The sequence below is a fragment of the Pseudoalteromonas sp. SR41-4 genome (genome assembly GCF_014163985.1).
In the GTDB taxonomy this organism is placed as follows: Bacteria; Pseudomonadota; Gammaproteobacteria; order Enterobacterales; family Alteromonadaceae; genus Pseudoalteromonas; species Pseudoalteromonas rhizosphaerae.
Map to the genome: position 1 here is coordinate 104,429 of NZ_JACJEI010000003.1, position 20,939 is coordinate 125,367.

A 20,939-nucleotide genomic window follows, 5' to 3' on the forward strand; every position below is an offset into this window, starting at 1 on the left:
AGTGAAATAAGTATGAAAAAAAAAATTCTCACGTTAGGATTTTCCGCTTTTTTAATTACCCCTATTAGTTACGCTGCAGAGCAGTTTCAAGTCTTTACCACATTCGATTCAGAAGTGTATACAGAAGCACAACCTGTCACTGCCTTTATTGACGACTTTGATGCTCCACTTACATCAGGTGATAGCGCATTTACTTATAATGTGTTTGAGTTTGGCGTTGGTTATGGAAATTTTAAAGTCGGTTATCAAAGTCGTTTTGATTATGTTTTAAGTTTTGATCCGGATACTGCTGTTTACTTTCATACCGAAAAAAATGACCTTCCTTTTGAAGATAGAAATTATGTTTATTACCTAGACGGTAAGCAATCAACCACCAATGGATTGTTTGTTTCATATGATTTCAAATTTTTAGACTCTGACGCATTAACAATAACGCCTAAATTAACGGTTTTTGCTAGTACGCATTTTCAAGATATAAATGTAGAAGGTACAGTTTATAGTGATGAGATCCAAGGCGCATTAACAGTTGACTCTTATTTTTCGAAAGATATTTTATTTAAGCGATTTACTCCTGATGAGAACCCATCCGGCTTAGGGTACAGCGTTGATTTAGCAGTTAATTGGAAAATAAATCAAGACTTAACCATCGGCCTTCTCGCACAAGACTTACTGTATGAAACCGAGTATAAAAAAAGTGGTTTTGCAAATGGTTATACAACAGAGCTCCCGTTTAATGAAAACGATGATGGCGATATTGCTACTGAGCCTACAATACGCTTAGCAACGTCAGAGTATGGTAATGAAGTTACACATAAATTTGATATGCCGGTGCGCGTTAAGGTTTATGCGGATTATCGTATTAATGATTTGTTTTCTTCAGAGCTGATGGTTAAACAATTTGATCAAGATACGTTTTCTCAATTAAAAGCACGCATGCACTTTTGGGATCATTGGGCAGTTATTGGTGGTTATGAAATAAAAAGTAAAGCATTTTTGCTGGGTATTGAGAACGATTATTTTGGTTTTAATATACAGACCGATAATCTCGATATTGATAAAGCGTATTATGCCAATGTAAATTGGTACCTGAAGTTAGCGTTTTAAGGACTTGTGATGTTTAAAAAACTTATATCAGTTAGTTTACTTATGTCATTAGTTGGTTGTGGTGACTCATCAGATAATGGCACAACAAACACTTTGCCTGTCATGCTGACGTCCTCCTCGGTAAGCTTTTATATTGCGCCTTGGCAATCCACTGCGGGTACGTTAACACTCATTAATGATAACACGGGCTCTATAGAAAATATTGACGTTGCAAATATTAATGATGTGACTTTACCAACCACAACTTTAAATTTTCATCATGTTGAATTTACCTCAAATGCAACGACGTTAACATGTCCAAGTTTTGCAGGTTGTGGTCGCACAGTGAGAAACAACCCGAATGATCAGAATTCTAATCGTCGCATTGATTATCAAGAAGTGATGGATATGACATTAAGTTACCGTGCTGATTTTTTTGCAGCCCCGGGCGAAAATAAGGTTTATTTATCGCCGATCAGCTCAGTGATTAGCGACAATAACTTAGACATAAGCATAACCACACAAAGCTTGAGTGCGACACCTTTTTATCACCTCACTCATAGTCAGTTGAATGACAGCCTTGAAGCTGAGTTGCTTACTAATGCACTGACTTTTGGTGTGATCTTAAAAAGAGCTGCGGATATCGAGGCGAGTTTAAATACAGCCAATAATACGGTGGTAGAACAACAGGCCCAGTTAGCAAGTTTGCCACTTTATCGTACTTTTGCAGATCGCTATGTGTCAGAGAATTTACTTAATGAAGATGGTAATCAATTATTGCAATCCGTCGTTGGAGAGGTCAAACAAAAGCTAGTTATGATTGGGAATGCTAGCAATATTTCGCCACTAGAACGAGATGAAGAACAATTACACTCTCGTGAGTTACTCGAAGATGTGCGTAATATAATAGGTGTGGCACGCTTACAAGAGCAAACGTACAGTGATGAGCTCAAACAAAAGCTAACTGAATTTGAAACAATATTAGGCGAAGACTCGCAACAAACTATTATCGTTTTAGCGAATGTGCTTTATGACGTGCTCTATAACTTTTCGCCATTAAATAATACCGACGCAGGAGTTTATAATTTACAGGGACTGACAATAAACTACCAACAATCCCCTTATTCTTGGGCTATTAGTGGCCAGTATGATGAGCATGACGTACAGCTAGATTTAAATATTCCACAATGGCAAGTAAGTGGACTGCTGGGTAATAAAGTATCCGGTATTATTAGTGCGAAAGTGATAGGCAAAGATGCTCAACTAAACGCCGATGTGAGTGATTTAGTGTTGTCATTTGATGGAACTGACGATCCATTTTCAAATGATCAAAGTGAAACAACCGGGCAGCTGAATATAGAGACAAAGGTTTCATTAGAAAGTGCCAATAGCGGCGTCTTAACCGGTGATATAAAGCTAAACGCTGATCGCTTCGTTACTCCTTTTGAAGAGCTTGTGACAGTGGTATCTGGCTTTGACTTTAAAGGTCAGCTTGTTAGTGAAAATCAAACGACACAGTTTAACCTACAAGCAATAGAAGCAACGCCATTTATAAATGAAGCTACACAGAATCTTGCATTTGCTGTGCAATTGATAACGCCATTAAATGGCGCACCGGATTTTCAGTTTGCTTATGTTGGTCGTTTGAATCGTTTAGCTGATATTAGCAATGCAGAGATTGCCTTACGGCTAAAGGATAGAGCACTTGAAATTAACTTACGTACTGTTGGCAATAATATTAATGCAGTGATCCACGGTGCTCAAGGTCGCTGGTTAGATGTTAAGCAAAAAGGTCGAAACTACAGTGGTGGATTATATTTTGGCGATACACAAATCGCAGATGTAACAGCGGTAAGAGGGGTTCCTGGTATATTATTTCCTGATGGGACATTTGAGTCGTTGTTTTAATAATATATAGGCGCTTATTTGCTAACATTTAAGCGCCTTATTTTTAGCTGCTACATTGTTTTTTTTCTTCAATATAGCTTGAAAGTGCTCCTTGCTCTTTCATTTTTTTTATCTCGTTATTGAGATCGGCTAAAATTTCCTGCCAATATGGGGTTGCTTTACTTACTGTGTAATAGAGGGGTTTGTAACCTAAAGGTGGGGACAAAACCATTAGAGCAGTTTTCATTTGCTGTTTTTCTTTTTCGGAGGCAGCAGACTTTTCAATGCTGGCAATCAACACGTCAAAATCAGCTACAATTAGGTCTACCCGTAGGCCCATAAGTAAATGAATTTGCTGAAACTCATTATTGGCAACAATGGTATTAATTTGTTTTGAGTCAATTAGTTTATCGAGTTCTGGGGTGTTTTTATATGCTCGGACAACACCAATAATTTGATCTTTTATAGACTCTACACTGCCGTCATAGTTTGAGTGGCTGCCATTTAGTGCGACTAGTGACAAGTTTCCACCTGGAATAGCCGAGGATAAAGCCATTAAATCATTGCGCGTTTTATTTGGCTTATTCTCTGACATAACATTATTATCAATAAAATACTCAGGAAATAAAATATCTGCATGACCTAATTCGGCCGCTCTTAGTGCTCGGGCCCATGGGAGAAACTCTATATGCACTCCATAACCTTTTTGTAGTAGTAGTTTAACGGTTAGTTGAAATAGCCAACCGTTGTTACAAAGTGATTCATCAATATAAGGGGGCCAATTTAAAGTGACTAGTTTTAAAAGTTTCTTTGCTTCAATATTGTAAGCATAGCCATATTCATATCGTACTGCTGGAGCAACGATTGTTTGATCACCGACTTGGTAAGAAACAGGGGTCATAGTCGCTTTCGCGAATCCACTAAACAACAATAGAAAGACTAAGTACTTTTTCATTTATTTGATAAGTTTTTGTAATTATTCTTAAAGTTTAGTCGCATATATGTATTTAACAACTTAAAAAGACGATAACTAAAATGTATTTACAATGTTTATCGTTGCAGCCGTTTGAGAAGGAACGGGTAAATGATGGCATGTTTTTTTATGTGTTTTTATTGGCAAGGTAAGGAGTGACAGCAGCTGTCAGCGCCTACACAAAAGTTACTTGGCTTGCTTAAAAATACGTTAGATGCAAGAATAAAGACGACAATTTATTCATTCTACATAAGGAACAATGTTTTGCGTTTAACGCCGCCCTAAGTTATTCCTCCTCTAAATCACCGCTGCGTGATACCTATATACCAAACATTGGTAGGCGCTTATGTGCCGTTTTAATAAATAAAAAAACATTAATGAAAATGCGGTTGTCATCGTTTAGTAAAAGCATTGTCGGTGTTTTATTGACTGCTGTATGGGCGTTAATGTTAACTACATGACAAGGTTTTTTATGTTAGAAAAAATAAAACGAGATTGGCTTTTTAACATCCGAGGGGACTTACTAGCAGGTACTGTGGTGGCGCTTGCGCTAATACCAGAAGCGATTGCTTTTTCTATTATAGCGGGCGTGGATCCTAAAGTCGGTTTGTATGCTTCATTTTGTATTGCCGTGGTTATTTCGATAGTGGGTGGACGACCAGGGATGATTTCTGCCGCTACTGGCGCTATGGCTTTACTGATGGTTACCTTAGTTAAAGAGCATGGTTTAGAATACCTTTTGGCGGCGACATTACTCACCGGTGTGATACAAATTATTGCAGGCTATTTAAAACTGGGGAGTTTAATGCGCTTTGTGTCTCGCTCCGTGGTTACAGGCTTTGTAAATGCGTTGGCAATTCTTATTTTTATGGCACAGCTGCCGGAGCTGACGAATGTAACATGGCATGTATATGCGATGACGGCTGCGGGTCTTGGGATCATTTATTTATTCCCTTACTTACCGGTGATAGGCAGAACAATTCCATCACCACTAGTGTGTATCGTGGTTTTAACTTTGGTTGCAATGTTGGTAGGACTTGAGATTCGAACTGTTGGCGATATGGGCCAGTTACCAGATACCTTACCAATATTTTTATGGCCTGATGTGCCTTTTAACCTCGACACACTGCTAATAATTCTTCCTTATTCATTTGGCCTTGCTGTCGTTGGTTTATTGGAGTCGATGATGACAGCGACAATTGTTGACGACTTAACCGATACCGCTAGTGATAAAAATCGTGAATGTAAAGGTCAAGGGATCGCGAACATAGGTTCAGGTTTAATGGGAGGAATGGCCGGCTGCGCGATGATTGGCCAGTCGATCATTAATGTAAAATCAGGGGGACGTGGCCGCTTATCAAGTTTTACCGCGGGTACTTTTCTGCTACTTATGGTGGTGTTTTTAGATGAATGGCTAAAGCAAATTCCAATGGCGGCACTGGTTGCCGTGATGATAATGGTGTCGATTGGCACCTTTTCTTGGAATTCACTGCGAGATTTAAAGAAAAACCCATTATCAAGTAGCATCGTAATGGTTGCTACGGTCGTTGTTGTTGTCGCAACGCATAATTTGGCCATGGGAGTATTGGTCGGTGTGCTATTGGCGACACTATTCTTCGCCAATAAAATTGGTCGTTTTATGGTTGTAAAGCCAGCGCAATCATCGGCTGATGAACGAGTATACCAGGTTGTTGGACAGGTGTTTTTTGCATCCTCAGAGCAGTTTATTGAGTCGTTTGACTTTAAAGAGGTCGTTGCTAAAGTAGTGATTGACTTAACTCATTCGCATTTTTGGGATATTACGGCAGTGTCGTCGCTTGATAAAGTTGTGATTAAATTTAGACGCGAAGGTGCAGAGGTCGAGATTATTGGTATGAGCGACGCGACAGCAACGATTGTTGACAAATTTGGCGTTCACAATGACCCTGAAGAAGTTGAAAAACTCATGACAGGCCATTAAGGAGAGCACAATGAATAAAATTATTACTTGTATAGATGGCTCAGTTTACACAGATGATGTGTGTAAGGCGGGGATTTGGGCGGCCAAGAAACTTAATAAATCGATGCTATTTTTGCATGCCATAGAAAAACAAAACGCTGCTGTGATTGACGACTTAAGTGGCATAATTGGTTTTGGTGCAACTACATCATTATTATCAGAGATGTCGACACTGGATGAGCAACGCAGTACATTAGCATTGCAAATAGGCAAAGAAATGTTAGATCACGCGAGTGTATTTGCTAGCCAACAAGGGTGTAAGTCAATTGAAAGTAAGCAGCGCCATAGCGGTATTGTTGAGGCAATTTGCGACCTTGAAGATGCAGCGCGACTGATTGTTATTGGCCGAAGCGGTAAAACTCACGAACAGAATTTTAAAGCTATTGGGTCGCATATTGAGCAGGTTATTCGCCATGTTCATACACCTATTTTAATTGCCAATCGTCACTTCAGTGAGCCGAACAACTTTATGCTTGCTTATGATGGACGAGAAACAGCAGATAAAATGGTTAAACAGATTATTGCTGGTGGTTTGTTGCATCATTTAACGTGTCATTTGGTGACTGTAGAAAATGGCAAACATGATTTGTTGGAAAAATTTAAACGCACCGAAGCGTTGCTTATTGAAAGTGGTTTTGAAGTCAAATCAAGTATTTTAGAGGGTAATATTTTTAGTTCTTTAATGGCATATAAAACTAAAAATAAAATAGCAATGCTGGTAATGGGGGCCTTTTCGCATTCAAAAATAGCACATGCTTTTTTGGGCAATAACACCCTAAAAATGATAGAAAACACGCTATTGCCGTTAGTTATTTTACGCTAAACTACCATCTAATCGAGATGTAAAAAGATACTTATAGCTAAATAAACGTTTTAGAAGCTTCCGATAGAGCTCTAGATAGATGCTGTAAATTCGCTTAATATCGTATCTCATAATGTGGACCTTAACATAAAGTAATGAAAACATTATGAGAAATACCGGCCAACTAGCCCATTTTGACTAGTTCTATTGCCATATAGTAATCTAGCATAAATTACTGCGTTCACTTTAATAAATTCGTAAGTGCAGTATCTAATGTCTTATAACGAAAGCAATAGCTGCTTTCAAGAGCTTTAGTTGGTTGTACATATTGTCCGTAAAGCAGCAAATCTGCCATTTCACCCATTACTAATTTTAGAACCCATGCAGGCATAGTTATTTTTGCTGGTCGATTTAATACTTTACCTAAGCTTTGACTAAATTCGCTATTTGATACAGGTGTTGGGGCGGTCATATTAATTGCGCCACTGAGTTGCACATTATTGATAATGTGTATAATTAAATTAATCATATCCTCGATATGTATCCATGACATGCCTTGCTGGCCATCAGCAATAGGACCACCTAGTGCTAATTTAAATGGCGGTAACATTTTGGCTAATGCACCACCATTGTTAGCTAAAACGATACCTGTACGTAATAAACATACTCGAGTATTGATTGATTCTGCTTGCAGGGCGGCTTGTTCCCAATCATGGCATAGCTGATGACTAAATTCAGGGGTCACATCAACAAAGCTTTCGTCAATTACGGTGGTTGATTGGCGACCGTAAAATCCGACCGCACTGCCTGATATAAAAGTATGCGGCGGTGTATCGCATTGGTTAATTGCAGCGCTAATTTGTTGAGTGATCGTAATACGGCTGTCTCGCAGTATTTGTTTTTGTTTTTCACTCCAGCGTTTATTTACTATGGGTTCACCGGCTAAATTGATAACGCAATCGAGATTGTTAAAATCAACCTCTTCAAGGGAGTCAGTCGCATTAATGTTCTCACCTAACAGTTTTGTCGCATTTGCAGGATTGCGGGTGAGCACTGTCAATTGATGTTCTTTGTTTAGCTCAGGGCACAAATGACGACCGATCAGGCCTGTTGCGCCGGTTATTAAGATATGCATAGCAATAAAACTCTTTTAGTAATTATGTAATCGTTATACGTAGAGTAGGCTGCTTTGATCACTTTGCAAATATTTCATTTTACAGACTTTTCACATACACTAGCTGCAGTTTATATTTTAAAGGATTGTAGTTTGGCTAGTTTAACTGGGGTAAACAAAAGTTTAGTTATCTTTGCAGCGTTGGTGATTGCTTTAGCTGGTATTAAAGCGGCAAGTATAATTGTCATTCCGTTTGTACTTGCAGCATTTATTGCCATTATTTGTAGTCCTTTATTAAGTTTTTTTGGTCGTTACAAAATACCTAAAGGCATCGCGATCATGCTAGTGATGTTGATGGTGGTTGGCTTAGGGGTTAGCCTTGCCAGCTTAGTCGGGCAATCATTGACTGACTTTTCACAGCATTTACCTGAATATAAAAGTAAGTTACAGGATGAGTTTATTTGGCTGGTTGATGTTGCTGCCAAGTACAATATTTTGCTCAATAAAGAGCAAGTTATATCAATGTTCGACCCGGGAAAAATGATTGATGTTGCCACCGGTATGCTGACTGGCTTAGGTGGCGTGATGGCAAATTTGTTCTTAATTATTTTAACTGTGGTATTTATGCTTTTTGAAGGGCCTATGCTTAGTCATAAAATTCATATGGCATTAGACGATCCTGATATGAAAATGCAGCAAATAGACCGTTTTTTAAATTCTATTAACTCTTATTTAGCGATCAAAACAGTGGTAAGCGTTGGTACAGGCATATTAGCTGGGCTACTACTGTGGATCTTAAATGTTGACTACTTCGTGTTATGGGGGGTAATGGCATTTATGTTTAATTACATTCCTAATATTGGCTCTATTATTGCTGCTATCCCAGCAGTTTTATTAGCTTTGATCACGCAAGGACCATTGGTCGCAGGGATTGTAGCAGTAGGGTATTTAACTATTAATACCGTGATGGGTAATATAGTTGAACCAAAGTACATGGGTAAAGGTTTAGGACTGTCGACCTTAGTGGTATTTTTATCACTCATCTTTTGGGGGTGGCTGATTGGCACGGTAGGTATGTTGTTATCGGTGCCATTGACGATGATTGTTAAAATAGCCTTAGAAGCCAGCGACGAAGGGCGCTGGTTAGCGACTCTGTTAGGTAATGGTGAAGAAATCGAGTCACCTTCTAAATAACCACCGTGGTGGTCAGATAGGTTGTTTTAATACAGTAATGTGCTGCTCTAATATACGCAATTCACAGCGCTTATATACAATTGCAGCCTGGGTGGCGTTGGGTACTTTGTGTAAATAACGCCATTTACAGCTGTCTTCCAGGTATTTTTGGTAATTGATAATGCTACGTTTAAAAATTGGTAGCAACTGAGTGTTACCGGTATCTTCTTGGATCTTATTTAAATCTAAAGTGATTTTATTTATCCAGGTTTGTTGAATACGGGTTAAGGTCTCTATCTGTTTATCTAAACATTGAATATATTTTTTAGCTTCATCAGGTGTTGCTTGCTCAACGACTGTACATTGCTCTTCTGCTGCAAACGTTGTTGTACTCAGTGCTAAAAGCAGCCCAGATACAGCTATTAACCAGTTATTTTTTATCATTATAATTAAACTCTAAAATAAATTTCGCGCCGCCTAAGGTATCAGCATCTAAAATAGTCAGGGTACCGTGATACGACTTTACTAAATCTGACACAATCGCCATACCGACACCGTGTCCGCTTTCGTAGGTGTCCAAGCGGGTACCACGAGTAAGCAGGGATTCGCGTTTATCAACCGGCACACCGGGTCCATCATCACTAATAGCGATAGTGAGGTTGCGTTTTTGAATGACTTGGATATCGACTTGTGAGCGACAAGCTTTACAGGCGTTATCAATTAAGTTACCGAGTAGTTCGAGTAAATCAGTTTTGTCACCTAAAAAGTAATCTTTGTCTTTAACCGCATGGGTAAAAATAATATCTTTATCGCGGTAAACTTTACTCATTGCATTGAGGATTGAATCTAGCACCGGCTTAATGGCTGTTTGTTTTTTCCATGTATCAGCTGCACCCGTTGCAGCGCGTTTTAATTGGTGTTCGATCATCACATTTATACGGTCAAGCTGCTCTTGGGCATCGGCATCGTTGGCAAGCGGGCTCGATTTTAATACTGCCAGTGGCGTTTTAAGTGCGTGAGCTAAGTCGCTTAAAGACGCACGATAGCGCTCTTTTTGGCGTTGCTGAGTTTCGAGTAGTAAATTTAAATCGGCTTTTATAGTTTGCAGCTCAACAGGATAAAGTCCTTTAATTTCTTGAATATCACCTGACTCAATGGCTTTTATTTCTTTATCCAGTCGTTGCAACGGCCGCGCGCTCCACACAAAGCCCACAGCCATTAATGCTGCAATGGCTACACCCATGACGTACATCCAGTTTACAAGGGTTTGCTTAAAACCATCCATTAACCGCAGTAGAGCATCGTTGCGTTTTAATAAAATAAAGCGAGCATGCTCTGACTGGTCAATGTTATTTAAAATAACGGTTAGGCTAAGTTGCCAATACACTGTATTTTTATATTCCACACGACGAAAGTCGGCAGCGCCTGCTTTGGTTTCTAGTTCGTCAGGCACAAAGTTAACATTTACCGCCGACTCAGAGTGCCATACAGGCTGTTCTTCACGATAGATCATCGCATAAGTATCAGAATTTAAACGATTCAATTCAGGAGCTAAAATAGTGCTGGGCATGATAATGCCGCGCTCAGTAAAATCGACTTCTGAAATTAAAGAATATAAATGGGCTTCGAGGGTTTTTTCGGTGGCTTCGACTAACGAAGCATAGTATGCCTTACCAATAGAGAAGAATAAAATGGGTAAAGCGACTAATAAAACAAAGACAAGGATAAATCCTTGCCTTACTTTTAACGGTATTTGCGATGCTACCACTGACTTTTAAGCCTGTAACCGCGTCCGCGTAGTGTTTCTACTGGGTTTAAAGTACCATCAGGGTCAAGCTTTTTACGTAAGCGCAGTACGAATACTTCGATTACATTTGAATCTAAATCAAAGTCCTGATCGTATATGTGCTCTGTTAGCTCAGATTTGGAAATCACTTTTTGTGGATTAACCATTAAATACTCAAGCACTTTGTATTCGTATGCGGTGAGACTTAGCTCTCGGTCATCAACCCAAACTTGTTGTGAGCGGGTGTGAATTTTAATAGGCCCAGCAGTCATTTCAGGATTTGCTTTACCTGCGCTACGACGGATCAACGCGTTACACCGCGCTATTAACTCTTCAACATGAAATGGTTTAGTTAAATAGTCATCAGCACCAGCATCAAGTCCTTCAACTTTATCTTGCCAACGGTCACGTGCTGTTAAAATCAGAATTGGAATTGTAATCCCTTGTGCGCGGGCTTTATTGATCAGTTCAATACCGTCAATTTTTGGTAAGCCTAAATCAACTACCGCCATATCAAGAGGATATTCTGTGATGTGAAATAAACCAGCTTCGCCATCATGACAGAGATCGACACTATAACGTTCTTTTTCTAATGCATTACGCAGATTGTCTGCTAAGTGTAAATCATCTTCAATTACTAAAATTCGCATTTCTTAATCCTTCTTCACTTCGCCGGTCTTTTTATTGACATGAACGTCGACGACATGGCCGTCCGATTTTAATATTCTTACAGTATAAATATCGTTAAGTACGGTAATTTTAAGAGTTTTACCATCTTCGACTTTTTTAGCAAGCTCAACAGCTTGTTTTTTATTTATCTCAGCTTTATTGACTTGAGATGCAGCTTGGCTACTAGTCGAAAAAACACTCGAGAATAGCACAGTGATGGCGACGCTGAGAGCTAACACAGTACGCATGATGAGAAACTCCTAAACCAGACCTGAATAGTTTAATGAACCAAGTAGCTATAATTCAAGTGAAAAATCACTAAATCTGATGATTCAATGCAGCAGAGTTTAATTAACATCCGGTGAACAAACACTGAATTGTGGTGATTTGACTCAAAGTCTTATACCCATTGCATTAAAATCTGGTTCATTTAAATAGTATAATCCTGTTTGATTGTTGGTTTTACTTAGCCAGGAAAAACTTTTTTAAACGGTTTAACTTGTGAGTTTTCATATACGCCGCCGTTGACGTAAGGATCTGCTGCAGCCCATTCGCGAGCTGCTTCTAATGAGCTAAATTCTGCAATCACTAAAGAACCAGTAAAACCAGCGTCAGCTGGCTCGGCGCTATCAATGGCAGGTAATGGACCTGCTGTCAGTAATCGGCCTTGCTCGTCTAATTCTTGTAAGCGTGCTAAATGAGCAGGGCGGGCGGCTTTTCTTAATTCTAAGCTATTTTCAACATCAGTTGAGTAAATCATATACAACATGGTGTGTTCTCTGGATTTGAATATTATTGGAATTATGCTGATATTAGCACAGCAAAATTAATAGGCGAATAAATTACGATTAGTTTAGAGCGCTATTAAAGCGCGAAAGCTTTACGCAGTTTTTAGTTAACTTTCGAGGCTGTAAATTGATGCTGCGATTTAATCACTGTTAGCTTGAACAAATTTTAATCTTAAAAGAACAACAACCTCTAAGGTTTACAGTATCATTATATTTTTAAGCGGAATCTGCTTGAAAAGCCCAGCACAACACTGGTAGAGTCGCTTGAATGGTACAAAATAATAATAAGGTTTTTAAATGAGCGATACTCGTGAGCATTTTAGCTCCCGCCTTGGATTTATATTAGCAGCTGCTGGCTCTGCGGTCGGTATTGGTAATTTGGTTGGTTTTCCAGTCTCAGCAACAAAAAATGGTGGTGGTGCTTTTTTGCTCGTTTACGCGCTGTTTGTTGTGTTTATTTGTTTGCCAGTAATGATGGCAGAGATGGCAATGGGACGCCAAGCACAAAAAGATCCATTAGGCTCTTACAAGTTATTATCTGGTAATGATACTAAGTGGAGTTTTGCTGGCTTTTTAGCAGTATTAACCCCGTTTATGATTGCTGTGTTTTATATGGTTATCACGGTATGGATTTTTGGTTATTTAAGCCAAGTTGCGGTTGGTAACTTAGATGTGTTGGCTGATCCAAAAAGCTTTGGGGTGTTTATTAATAGTTCCAGCGTGTTTGCGTATATGGCTGCTGTGGCATTAATTGTTAATTTGATTTTAGTCGGTGGTGTTAAGCAAGGGATTGAAAAAGCAGCTAAGTTTTTAATGCCAGCATTGTTCGTATTGCTAATCGCATTAGTGGCGTATGTATTGACGCTAGACAATGCTATGGCTGGCGTTAAGTACTATATTATCCCTGATTTTTCTAAGATGAATGCCAGTGTCTTGAACGGTGCATTAGCGCAAGCGTTTTTCTCATTGTCGTTGGGTATGGGTATATTGATGACTTACGCTTCATATATCTCGAAAAAGGATGACATTGTTGGCAGTGCTAAAATGGTTGCACTGACTGATTCACTGGTGGCGTTTATTGCCGGTCTTATGGTGCTACCAGCTATATTTAGTTTTAACCCAGATACTGATCCTACTAAATTGTCTGACTCATCTGTGTCGATGATTTTTGAGTTTTTACCAAAGATTTTACTCGCGCTACAAACTGATATTGGCTATGTTGGTGCATCAATTGTTGCGTTTGTGTTTTTCTTGCTGGTATTTTTTGCTGCAATTACCTCGTTGGTATCCATCGTTGAGGTGCCAACAGCTACGCTAAGTGACCGTAAAGGCATAAGTCGTAAAATGGCGTTACTGATATTAACTGGTAGCATCGGTGTACTGACAGTGTTATGTACTATGTCGTTTGGTATGGTTGAAGGGTTAACTTCATTTACTAACTATGGCGGAGCGTCTAAAAGCTTATTTGATATTGTGTATGATGTATTTTACGACACTATCTTGCCATTGAATGGTTTAATGGTGTGTTTATTCGTGATGTATCGCTGGAAAAAAGTACGTTTAAGTGAAGAGCTTAGCCAAGGTTGTCCAGGCTATGCAGGTAGCTTTACTGAAAAATACGTTAACTTTTCGCTATCAACCTTTATTCCGGTAATTTTAGTAGTTATATTTATTAATACCGTAGCGACTAAGTTTTTTGCTATGAGCATTTTCGGTTTTTAATTAATACAACTAATTGAGCTTCCCATAATTAAGCCGTGTTAAGTATCATTAGCACGGCTTTTTCAGTTAAGAGATTGTTGCAGAATCTAAGTACTGACCTATTCCTAATGTAAACATCCACAGTCCCCATAAGCTGTGTTCGATAACGCAGACAAACGTGGAGCGGCTTTGAGCATAGGTAAATGCAAATAATAACCCGCCTATAAATGCCAGTAGTACTGCTACCCAATTAGCATAAACAATATGCGCTAAAGCAAATACTGTGGCGCTAACAATTATGCGCACCGTTTTTTTTGGCATGATGCGTTTATAACGATGAAAAAAATAGGTTCGAAATATCAACTCTTGCGGCATGACTGACAATAATGGATAGAACGCGAGTAACATTAACCAGTCATTAAATGAGTTTCGAGGCAGCATAAACCAATTACCTTGATTAATGATCCCGTAAAAAACCCCTGAAAACAGTGCGCCGATAAAAAAGAAACTAAACAGTCGGCGTTTCACTGCGGAAAATTGACCAAGGCTGGTAAGTCTAAAGCGTTTAAAGTGGGGATCGCCTAGCAGCAACATACCGCAGACACTCATTAACACGATTAACGCGGGGATCAGCCAATTAGCAAGGTAGGCACGAAGGTAAAAACCCAGCAAAGGAAGGCATACAAATATAAAGGTAAATTCAAACCAGCGGTATTGATTGGCGTTCAAGGTCGTCTCAGCGTGATTTTGTATACTAGGCTAACAAGCTAAGACGACATATTTATGACATTAAGAGCGCTTTTTATTGTCTACTTTGGGCTCATCTTCATCGGGTAAATATTTATACAACATGATGATAGTGGCAAAAAGACTGACAAATGTGATCCCCATTAAGCCAAACACTTTAAAGTTAACCCAAAAATCGAGAGAAAAGTTATAAGCGATATAGATATTTAACGCTGATATTCCCGCTGTGATCGCTATCCACAATATGTTGAGTTTATCCCAAAGCGACTCAGGTACGGTAATTTCTTGCTCAGAGTTTGATGCATTATTTAAAATGGCACTGAGTGCTTGTTTAACTAAATTTTTACCAAGAAAGTAGCGACTGATCAATAAGCTTAATGAGAGCACAGCGTAGATGATAGTGGCTTTCCACTTCACAAATTGTTCATCATGAAACACCAGCGTAAGAGTGCCTAAAATCACTGCAATGGCAAAAAACAACCATTGGCGTGTAGGTACTTTGCCTATTTTAAAATAAGAATAAGCGACCTGCAGAAAAGTGGTGCCCATTAATAATGCCGTTGCCCAGTAAATATCAACTAACTTGAATACCGCAAAAAATAAAATTAGCGGAATAAACTCAATTATTGCATGCATAGAATGCCCAAAAATTTAAAACCAAAAATAGTTGCAGAGGTTGTATCAACTTATTGTGTTGTTTACAAGGTTGACTTAGTAGTTACTAACCCTTAGCCTGCGTGCCTTTGTATTCAATCATTACCAAAATCTGCTGAACAGTGACTGAGTAAGCGGTATTTTTAGGAGCATTTTATGAATAAAGCACAACTGATTAGTGCAATGTCTGCACACAGTGAATTAACTAAAAAAGATTCTCAAGCGGCGTTATCAAGCATGCTTGCAGCCATCACTAAATCATTATCAGAAGGTGATCAAGTGCAAGTAAATGGCTTTGGCACGTTTGCGTTAAGTTATTATCCCGCACGTACAGGACGCAACCCACAAACGGGAGAGGCAATAGACATTGAAGGCGCTAACAAACCTGTATTTAAAGCAGCAAAAGCGTTGAAAGAGAGTCTTTAACGCGTTTGATTACCAGAAAAGGGCCGCAACAGGCCCTTTTCTTATTTTCGAAGTATGAACTTACAGCGCAGTTGCAGCTTTCATGCTCGCTACGAACTCTTGTAAACCACTGAGCATAGCTTGAGGGGTATCGAGATTCGCTTCAATAATTTTCACTACCGCCGAGCCAGATATAGCACCTGCTGCACCGGCATTAAGTGCTGCTTTTACATCATCAGGGGTTGAAATCCCAAAACCTAATAACGCAGGGGCGCTGTGGTATTCTTTTAGTTTAGTGACAATTGATGTCGCCGGCATTTGTGCTTTAGTTTCTGTGCCTGTTACACCCGCACGAGATAGCAAATAAGTATAACCACGGCCATAAGAGGCACATTCGCGTAAAGTGTCATCAGGTGCGTTAGGCGTGGCTATAAAAATGGGGTCAATGCCATTACTCACTGCCGCTTTGCGAAACATTTTAGATTCATGAAGCGGCACATCTGCAACTAGAATTGAGTCAACGCCGACTGCTTTTGCATCTTGGTAAAAAGCCTCTAAACCGCGTTTAAACACTAAGTTCGAATACAACAATAAACCAATTGGGATATCAGCATTGTACTGGCGTACTTGCTTGATGATATCAAAGCAATCTTGGGTATTTATATTTACTTTAAGGGCCCGAATATTGGCAGCTTGAATAACTGGGCCATCTGCTATTGGGTCTGAAAATGGAATACCCAGCTCTAAGCCATCAGCGCCGCCATCAATTAAGCTTTTGATTATTTCAACGCTCAGTTCTTTATTTGGATCGCCAATTGTAACAAACGGCACAAATGCACCTTGATTTAGCTCGCTTAAACGGGCGAACATTTTACCGTAGCGGTCTGTTTTTTGGATTGCTGTCTGGCTCATAACTGATCCCCTTTAGAAAGTACATCCATAACGTGTGATAAGTCTTTGTCGCCGCGACCACTTAAATTCACTACTAAAATTGACTCTTCAGTTTGCTGCTCTGCATACTTCAGTGCGTAAGCTAGTGCATGACTTGATTCGAGCGCAGGAATAATCCCTTCGTTTTTAGCCAGTAATTGGAATGCTTCTAATGCTTCGGTATCTGTAATACCCACATATTGCGCACGGCCAGTTTCATGTAAAAACGCATGTTGTGGGCCAACAGCTGGGTAATCAAGACCCGCTGAGACAGAATACGATTCCTCAATCTGGCCATCATCATTTTGCATTATATAGGTATAAGTACCGTGCAAAATACCTTTAGTTCCTTTACAGATTGTTGCACCGTGCTCGTGGGTATCAAGCCCTTTGCCAGCGGGCTCTACGCCAATGAGTTTTACACTTGGCTCGTCAATAAAATCTGTAAACATACCAATGGCGTTAGAGCCACCGCCTACACAAGCAAGCACCGCATCAGGGAGGCGACCTTCAGCTTTTAATACTTGTTGTTTTGCTTCTTCACCAATCACTTTTTGGAACTCACGAACGATGGTAGGGAATGGGTGAGGACCTGCAGCAGTACCAAGTAAGTAATGCGCTTCTTTATAATTTGCTGACCAATCACGAAGCGCTTCGTTTACGGCATCTTTTAATGTGCCAGAGCCTGCAGTAACCGGGATCACTTCAGCGCCCATTAGTTTCATTCTAAATACGTTTGGTTGTTGGCGTGCCACGTCTTTAGCGCCCATATAAATACGGCATTTTAAACCAAGTAATGCACACGCAAGCGCCGTTGCAACGCCGTGTTGGCCTGCGCCTGTTTCAGCAATAACTTGTTTTTTACCCATGCGTTGAGTTAATAGTGCTTGGCCTAACACCTGATTCGTTTTGTGCGCGCCACCGTGCAGTAAGTCTTCACGCTTTAAGTATAATTTTACTTTTGGGTTTTTAATTAAGTTACGCGTTAATGTCAGCGGCGTAGGACGGCCAGCATATTCATTAAGTAACTTTTCCAGTTCAGCTTGAAAAGCCGGATCTGTTTGCGATTTATTAAATTCGTTTTCGAGTTGTTTAAGTGCTGGTACTAGCAATTCTGGGACAAACATGCCGCCAAATTCGCCGAAATAAGCTGGATTATTCATATTAACCTCAATATTTACGGATGCTGATAAATGCATCATTTAATTTGTTTGGGCATTTTTTACCGGCGCTTTGCTCAACCCCTGAATTTAGGTCGAGTCCATGCGCACCTTGATATAATGCACCTTGAATATTTTCTGGGTTTAAGCCACCAGCAAGCATAAATGGCTGCTTAGTCTCTTTGAGTATTGCCCAATCAAAGGTCTTACCGGTACCGCCGGCTTGCGTATCGCTGTGAGTATCGTATAAGTGGCGATCAACGCCATTGACAGGTGCTGGCAAGCTATCCTTCACAGCTTGTGCCTTCCAAATCTGGCAATTACTTGGTAGCAAAGGACGCAGTTCGTTTATATAGACTGCATCTTCTTGGCCATGTAATTGCACTGCTGCAAGCTTTAAGCTCTGAGCATGATTGACAACGTCTGCGATTGTTGCGTTTACAAATACGCCTACATAAGCAAGCGGGGCACTTTGCATAACTTGTTTTGCACAATCTAAATCAACAAAACGAGGGGATTTAGGTGCAAAAATTAGCCCCCCATAAACGGCACCACTTTCATAAGCGGCAATGGCATCTTGGCTACGGGTTAAGCCACAAACTTTGTTTTCACCTAAAATTACGCTTCGACAAGCGCGCTCTAAATCACGCTCAGCCATCAGTGAACTACCGATTAAAAAGCCATTACACAACGGGGCCAAGCGTTTTACATCTTGGTGTGTGTAAATACCTGATTCTGAAATAACCACTTTGTTATCAGGAATAAGCTTTCTTAGTGCCTCAGTGGTAGCTAAGTTTGTGCTCAAATCACGTAAATCACGGTTATTAATACCAATAATTTGCGCATTGAGTGCCAGAGCTCGATGTACTTCAGCTTCGTTACTCACCTCGGTGAGGATTGCCATTTTTAGGCTTTTTGCAACTTTTTCAAGCGATTGATATTGCGTATCATCGAGTACTGACAACATTAATAAAATAGCATCGCCGCCATAAATACGGGCCAAATAAATTTGGTATTCATCAATAAAGAAATCTTTACAGATCAATGGTTGCTCTACTTGACTGCGCACAAATTCGAGATAATCAAAACTACCCTGAAAATATTTTTCATCGGTTAACACACTGATGCAGCTAGCGTAGTTTTTATAAACACGGGTGATCTCGGCTAAATCAAACGGCTCTCGAATAAGGCCTTTTGACGGCGAGGCCTTTTTGCATTCCAAAATAAACTGAGTGCCAGGCGCTGCAAGGGCTTTATAAAAATCACGATTTGTGGGTATTGCTTGATGCTTAAAGCTCTCAAGAGGGCGCTTGGATTTGCGTTCAATGAGCTCTATTTTTTTATCTGCAACTATTTTGTCTAATACATTAGCCATTACTTACCTCGGAGTTTGCGTATTCTTTATTACTGCTTATGACAATGGCATTTAAGGTATTCAATGCACGGCCGCTTTGTAAAACCTCTTTAACTTGCATCGCGGCACTTTTAAAATCGTCGGCTTTATTGGTTAAATAAAGCAACGCAGCAACGTTAACAATAATGGCCGCATTGTGCGCGTCGGTGCCGTTACCAGCTAAAATAGCCATGCTAGCCTTGGCGTTATATTCTGGCCCTTCACCGGCAAGTTGTTCAAGTGAATAGTTTGCAAGACCAAAATCAGCAGGGGTAAGTGTGTACTGGCTGATTTTTCCGTTGTTAAGCTCTGCGACGGTCGTTTCACCGTGCAGGGCTATTTCATCGGTGCCCGAGCCATGAACGACCATTGCGCGCGGTGTACCTAACGTTTTTAAGGTGTGTGCCATCGCTAAGCATAAACTTTCATCATATACCCCCAATAATTGCACATCCGGTGCTGCTGGATTTGCCAATGGCCCTAAAATATTAAAAATAGTACGGGTTTTTAAGGTCGTTCGCACACCCATAGCATGGCGTACGCCGCTGTGATAATGCGGAGCAAACAAAAACGTAAAGCCGGTTTGCTCTAAACACTGCGCCGCGTGTGCTGGGTTCATGTCTATATTGATGCCCAATGCTTTGAGTAAATCAGCGGAGCCGGAGTTACTCGAAACACTGCGATTACCGTGTTTGACCATATTTATACCGCAAGCTGCAGCAACGATGGCGGCGGTGGTGCTAATATTAATAGTGTTTGAGCCATCGCCGCCAGTGCCACAACTATCGACAAGGTTGGTTAAGTGAGTAATAAAAGGTATCGCATTAGCACGCATCGATGCGGCTGCTCCTGCGATTTCGTCGCTTACTTCACCTTTTATTTTCAGTGCCACTAAGATGGCTGCCAGTTCGATGTCATTTACTTTGCCTTGCATAATGGCATCAAATAACTGTTGGCTTTGACTAAAGCTTAATGATGTTTGCGTTAATAACACATCAATCATTGAGCCAATGCTCGCCTCACTGGCTGATTGTTGGTTTACTGACATACTATCCTCTACTGCTGTGCACTGGCTAAAAATTGCATACTTTGTTGAAGTAGCGCGGCGCCATTGGGCGTCAAAATAGACTCAGGATGAAATTGATAGCCAAGGGCTTTATCGTCACGATGATAAATTGCCATCGGTATTGACTCATAGTGGGCTATCACTGCAACACTGTCGGGTACTTTCGTGGCCATCAGTGAATGATAACGTGCCACAGGCATACGTTCTCCCATACCTGCAAATACTGGGTGCTCACTAAGCTCAATGATTGATGACTTACCATGAACGGTTTCTCCAGCATGGCCAATAATACCGCCATAACTTTGTGTTAGTGCTTGTTGACCAAGGCAAATCCCCAACATTGGAAAACGGCCTTTGCATAGTTCAATCAATGCCATTAAACAGCCCGCCGCAGTGGGGGTGCCTGGACCCGGCGACAGTACTAAGATCACTGGTTTAGTTTCCGCACACATTTTGTCATAAATCACCTGCGCGTCTATGTTGTTACGATATACCACTAAATCGCTGCCTAACATAGAAAGTTCATCGACTAAGTTATAACTAAATGAATCAAAATTATCTAAAAAGTAGATTTTTAAGTCCGTTAAGTTGTTGATGTTTTCACTCATT

21 protein-coding genes are annotated in these 20,939 nt (G+C 40.2%); 7 read left to right on the forward strand and 14 right to left on the reverse strand.

The genetic code is table 11. The features are described from left to right. Window positions 1-12 precede the first annotated feature (12 nt). Together H5180_RS03505 and H5180_RS03510 are read left to right on the forward strand one after the other, a co-directional pair. Complete coding sequence (locus H5180_RS03505) at window positions 13-1,104, forward strand: hypothetical protein (protein ID WP_182757678.1); 1,092 nt, start codon at window positions 13-15, stop codon at window positions 1,102-1,104. 9 nt (window positions 1,105-1,113) lie between these two features. Further along, entirely contained in the window at window positions 1,114-2,991 is a 1,878-nt protein-coding gene (locus tag H5180_RS03510) for a hypothetical protein (protein WP_145233610.1), read from the forward strand. Window positions 2,992-3,034: 43 nt separating this feature from the next. On the opposite strand, the gene H5180_RS03515 is transcribed toward H5180_RS03510, so the two are convergent. Continuing rightward, window positions 3,035-3,871: an ABC transporter substrate-binding protein gene (locus tag H5180_RS03515; RefSeq protein ID WP_259399530.1), complete on the reverse strand. Its 837-nt coding sequence runs from the start codon at window positions 3,869-3,871 to the stop codon at window positions 3,035-3,037. A gap of 544 nt (window positions 3,872-4,415) precedes the next feature. Between H5180_RS03515 and H5180_RS03520 the strand changes: the two genes are divergently transcribed. Further along, the gene (locus tag H5180_RS03520; protein WP_182734848.1) at window positions 4,416-5,903 is read left to right on the forward strand and encodes a SulP family inorganic anion transporter; all 1,488 of its coding nucleotides are present in this window, start codon (window positions 4,416-4,418) and stop codon (window positions 5,901-5,903) included. Window positions 5,904-5,913: 10 nt separating this feature from the next. After that, on the forward strand, window positions 5,914-6,765 hold the full coding sequence (locus H5180_RS03525) for a universal stress protein (protein WP_182757680.1): 852 nt from the start codon (window positions 5,914-5,916) through the stop codon (window positions 6,763-6,765). A gap of 220 nt (window positions 6,766-6,985) precedes the next feature. On the opposite strand, the gene H5180_RS03530 is transcribed toward H5180_RS03525, so the two are convergent. Next, window positions 6,986-7,879, reverse strand: a complete 894-nt coding sequence (locus tag H5180_RS03530; protein WP_145233619.1) for a TIGR01777 family oxidoreductase — start codon at window positions 7,877-7,879, stop codon at window positions 6,986-6,988. 132 nt (window positions 7,880-8,011) lie between these two features. On the opposite strand from H5180_RS03530, the gene H5180_RS03535 reads away from it, so the two are divergent. Then, window positions 8,012-9,052 (forward strand): AI-2E family transporter, encoded by a 1,041-nt coding sequence (locus H5180_RS03535; RefSeq protein ID WP_182757681.1) that lies wholly within the window; start codon window positions 8,012-8,014, stop codon window positions 9,050-9,052. Between the two features lie 12 nt (window positions 9,053-9,064). On the opposite strand, the gene H5180_RS03540 is transcribed toward H5180_RS03535, so the two are convergent. From H5180_RS03540 to H5180_RS03560, 5 genes are all read right to left on the reverse strand, one after another. Beyond that, window positions 9,065-9,475 carry a hypothetical protein gene (locus H5180_RS03540; protein ID WP_182757682.1) on the reverse strand — a complete coding sequence of 137 codons (411 nt, stop codon included), beginning with the start codon at window positions 9,473-9,475 and terminating at the stop codon, window positions 9,065-9,067. Further along, window positions 9,462-10,799: an ATP-binding protein gene (locus H5180_RS03545; protein ID WP_145233628.1), complete on the reverse strand. Its 1,338-nt coding sequence runs from the start codon at window positions 10,797-10,799 to the stop codon at window positions 9,462-9,464. The genes H5180_RS03540 and H5180_RS03545 overlap by 14 nt, the downstream gene beginning before the upstream one ends. Further along, window positions 10,793-11,467 carry a response regulator transcription factor gene (locus H5180_RS03550; RefSeq protein WP_016709350.1) on the reverse strand — a complete coding sequence of 225 codons (675 nt, stop codon included), beginning with the start codon at window positions 11,465-11,467 and terminating at the stop codon, window positions 10,793-10,795. Before H5180_RS03550 ends, H5180_RS03545 begins: the two co-directional genes overlap by 7 nt. A gap of 3 nt (window positions 11,468-11,470) precedes the next feature. Continuing rightward, window positions 11,471-11,734 carry a PepSY domain-containing protein gene (locus tag H5180_RS03555; RefSeq protein ID WP_145233630.1) on the reverse strand — a complete coding sequence of 88 codons (264 nt, stop codon included), beginning with the start codon at window positions 11,732-11,734 and terminating at the stop codon, window positions 11,471-11,473. Between the two features lie 218 nt (window positions 11,735-11,952). Beyond that, a complete protein-coding gene (locus H5180_RS03560; protein WP_145233632.1) occupies window positions 11,953-12,255 on the reverse strand; it encodes a YciI family protein in 303 nt (100 codons plus the stop codon). Window positions 12,256-12,571: 316 nt separating this feature from the next. On the opposite strand from H5180_RS03560, the gene H5180_RS03565 reads away from it, so the two are divergent. Then, window positions 12,572-13,996, forward strand: coding sequence for a sodium-dependent transporter (locus H5180_RS03565; RefSeq protein ID WP_145233634.1), 1,425 nt, complete (start codon window positions 12,572-12,574; stop codon window positions 13,994-13,996). A 66-nt stretch (window positions 13,997-14,062) separates the two neighbouring features. On the opposite strand, the gene H5180_RS03570 is transcribed toward H5180_RS03565, so the two are convergent. Continuing rightward, on the reverse strand, window positions 14,063-14,704 hold the full coding sequence (locus H5180_RS03570) for a CPBP family intramembrane glutamic endopeptidase (RefSeq protein WP_145233636.1): 642 nt from the start codon (window positions 14,702-14,704) through the stop codon (window positions 14,063-14,065). A 60-nt stretch (window positions 14,705-14,764) separates the two neighbouring features. Beyond that, window positions 14,765-15,358, reverse strand: a complete 594-nt coding sequence (locus tag H5180_RS03575; RefSeq protein WP_182757683.1) for an inner membrane-spanning protein YciB — start codon at window positions 15,356-15,358, stop codon at window positions 14,765-14,767. Window positions 15,359-15,532: 174 nt separating this feature from the next. Here H5180_RS03575 and H5180_RS03580 point away from each other — a divergent pair, with 174 nt between their 5' ends. Beyond that, window positions 15,533-15,802 (forward strand): HU family DNA-binding protein, encoded by a 270-nt coding sequence (locus tag H5180_RS03580; RefSeq protein ID WP_145233641.1) that lies wholly within the window; start codon window positions 15,533-15,535, stop codon window positions 15,800-15,802. Between the two features lie 60 nt (window positions 15,803-15,862). Here the strand turns inward: H5180_RS03580 and trpA are convergent, their stop codons facing one another. The 5 genes from trpA to H5180_RS03605 are packed head-to-tail and all read right to left on the reverse strand — an operon-like array spanning window position 15,863 to window position 20,938. Beyond that, window positions 15,863-16,693, reverse strand: a complete 831-nt coding sequence (gene trpA / locus H5180_RS03585; protein ID WP_145233643.1) for a tryptophan synthase subunit alpha — start codon at window positions 16,691-16,693, stop codon at window positions 15,863-15,865. Next, the gene (gene trpB, locus H5180_RS03590) at window positions 16,690-17,874 is read right to left on the reverse strand and encodes a tryptophan synthase subunit beta (RefSeq protein WP_145233645.1); all 1,185 of its coding nucleotides are present in this window, start codon (window positions 17,872-17,874) and stop codon (window positions 16,690-16,692) included. The genes trpA and trpB overlap by 4 nt, the downstream gene beginning before the upstream one ends. A 7-nt stretch (window positions 17,875-17,881) precedes the next feature. Further along, entirely contained in the window at window positions 17,882-19,246 is a 1,365-nt protein-coding gene (gene trpCF / locus H5180_RS03595) for a bifunctional indole-3-glycerol-phosphate synthase TrpC/phosphoribosylanthranilate isomerase TrpF (RefSeq protein ID WP_182757684.1), read from the reverse strand. Continuing rightward, window positions 19,239-20,267, reverse strand: a complete 1,029-nt coding sequence (trpD, locus tag H5180_RS03600; protein ID WP_149981183.1) for an anthranilate phosphoribosyltransferase — start codon at window positions 20,265-20,267, stop codon at window positions 19,239-19,241. Before trpD ends, trpCF begins: the two co-directional genes overlap by 8 nt. 53 nt (window positions 20,268-20,320) lie before the next feature. Next, window positions 20,321-20,938 (reverse strand): aminodeoxychorismate/anthranilate synthase component II, encoded by a 618-nt coding sequence (locus tag H5180_RS03605; protein ID WP_145233649.1) that lies wholly within the window; start codon window positions 20,936-20,938, stop codon window positions 20,321-20,323. Window position 20,939: the final 1 nt, after the last annotated feature.

Bases quoted from the DNA above. Each gene is read 5' to 3' on its own strand.
- H5180_RS03575 (WP_182757683.1), bottom strand. From the start codon at position 15,358: ATGCATGCAATAATTGAGTTTATTCCGCTAATTTTATTTTTTGCGGTA.
- H5180_RS03510 (WP_145233610.1), top strand. From the start codon at position 1,114: ATGTTTAAAAAACTTATATCAGTTAGTTTACTTATGTCATTAGTTGGT.
- H5180_RS03530 (WP_145233619.1), bottom strand. From the start codon at position 7,879: ATGCATATCTTAATAACCGGCGCAACAGGCCTGATCGGTCGTCATTTG.
- H5180_RS03525 (WP_182757680.1), top strand. From the start codon at position 5,914: ATGAATAAAATTATTACTTGTATAGATGGCTCAGTTTACACAGATGAT.
- H5180_RS03520 (WP_182734848.1), top strand. From the start codon at position 4,416: ATGTTAGAAAAAATAAAACGAGATTGGCTTTTTAACATCCGAGGGGAC.
- trpB (WP_145233645.1), bottom strand. From the start codon at position 17,874: ATGAATAATCCAGCTTATTTCGGCGAATTTGGCGGCATGTTTGTCCCA.
- trpCF (WP_182757684.1), bottom strand. From the start codon at position 19,246: ATGGCTAATGTATTAGACAAAATAGTTGCAGATAAAAAAATAGAGCTC.
- H5180_RS03580 (WP_145233641.1), top strand. From the start codon at position 15,533: ATGAATAAAGCACAACTGATTAGTGCAATGTCTGCACACAGTGAATTA.
- H5180_RS03550 (WP_016709350.1), bottom strand. From the start codon at position 11,467: ATGCGAATTTTAGTAATTGAAGATGATTTACACTTAGCAGACAATCTG.
- trpA (WP_145233643.1), bottom strand. From the start codon at position 16,693: ATGAGCCAGACAGCAATCCAAAAAACAGACCGCTACGGTAAAATGTTC.
- H5180_RS03605 (WP_145233649.1), bottom strand. From the start codon at position 20,938: ATGAGTGAAAACATCAACAACTTAACGGACTTAAAAATCTACTTTTTA.
- H5180_RS03560 (WP_145233632.1), bottom strand. From the start codon at position 12,255: ATGTTGTATATGATTTACTCAACTGATGTTGAAAATAGCTTAGAATTA.
- H5180_RS03540 (WP_182757682.1), bottom strand. From the start codon at position 9,475: ATGATAAAAAATAACTGGTTAATAGCTGTATCTGGGCTGCTTTTAGCA.
- trpD (WP_149981183.1), bottom strand. From the start codon at position 20,267: ATGATTGATGTGTTATTAACGCAAACATCATTAAGCTTTAGTCAAAGC.
- H5180_RS03515 (WP_259399530.1), bottom strand. From the start codon at position 3,871: ATGACCCCTGTTTCTTACCAAGTCGGTGATCAAACAATCGTTGCTCCA.
- H5180_RS03555 (WP_145233630.1), bottom strand. From the start codon at position 11,734: ATGCGTACTGTGTTAGCTCTCAGCGTCGCCATCACTGTGCTATTCTCG.
- H5180_RS03505 (WP_182757678.1), top strand. From the start codon at position 13: ATGAAAAAAAAAATTCTCACGTTAGGATTTTCCGCTTTTTTAATTACC.
- H5180_RS03565 (WP_145233634.1), top strand. From the start codon at position 12,572: ATGAGCGATACTCGTGAGCATTTTAGCTCCCGCCTTGGATTTATATTA.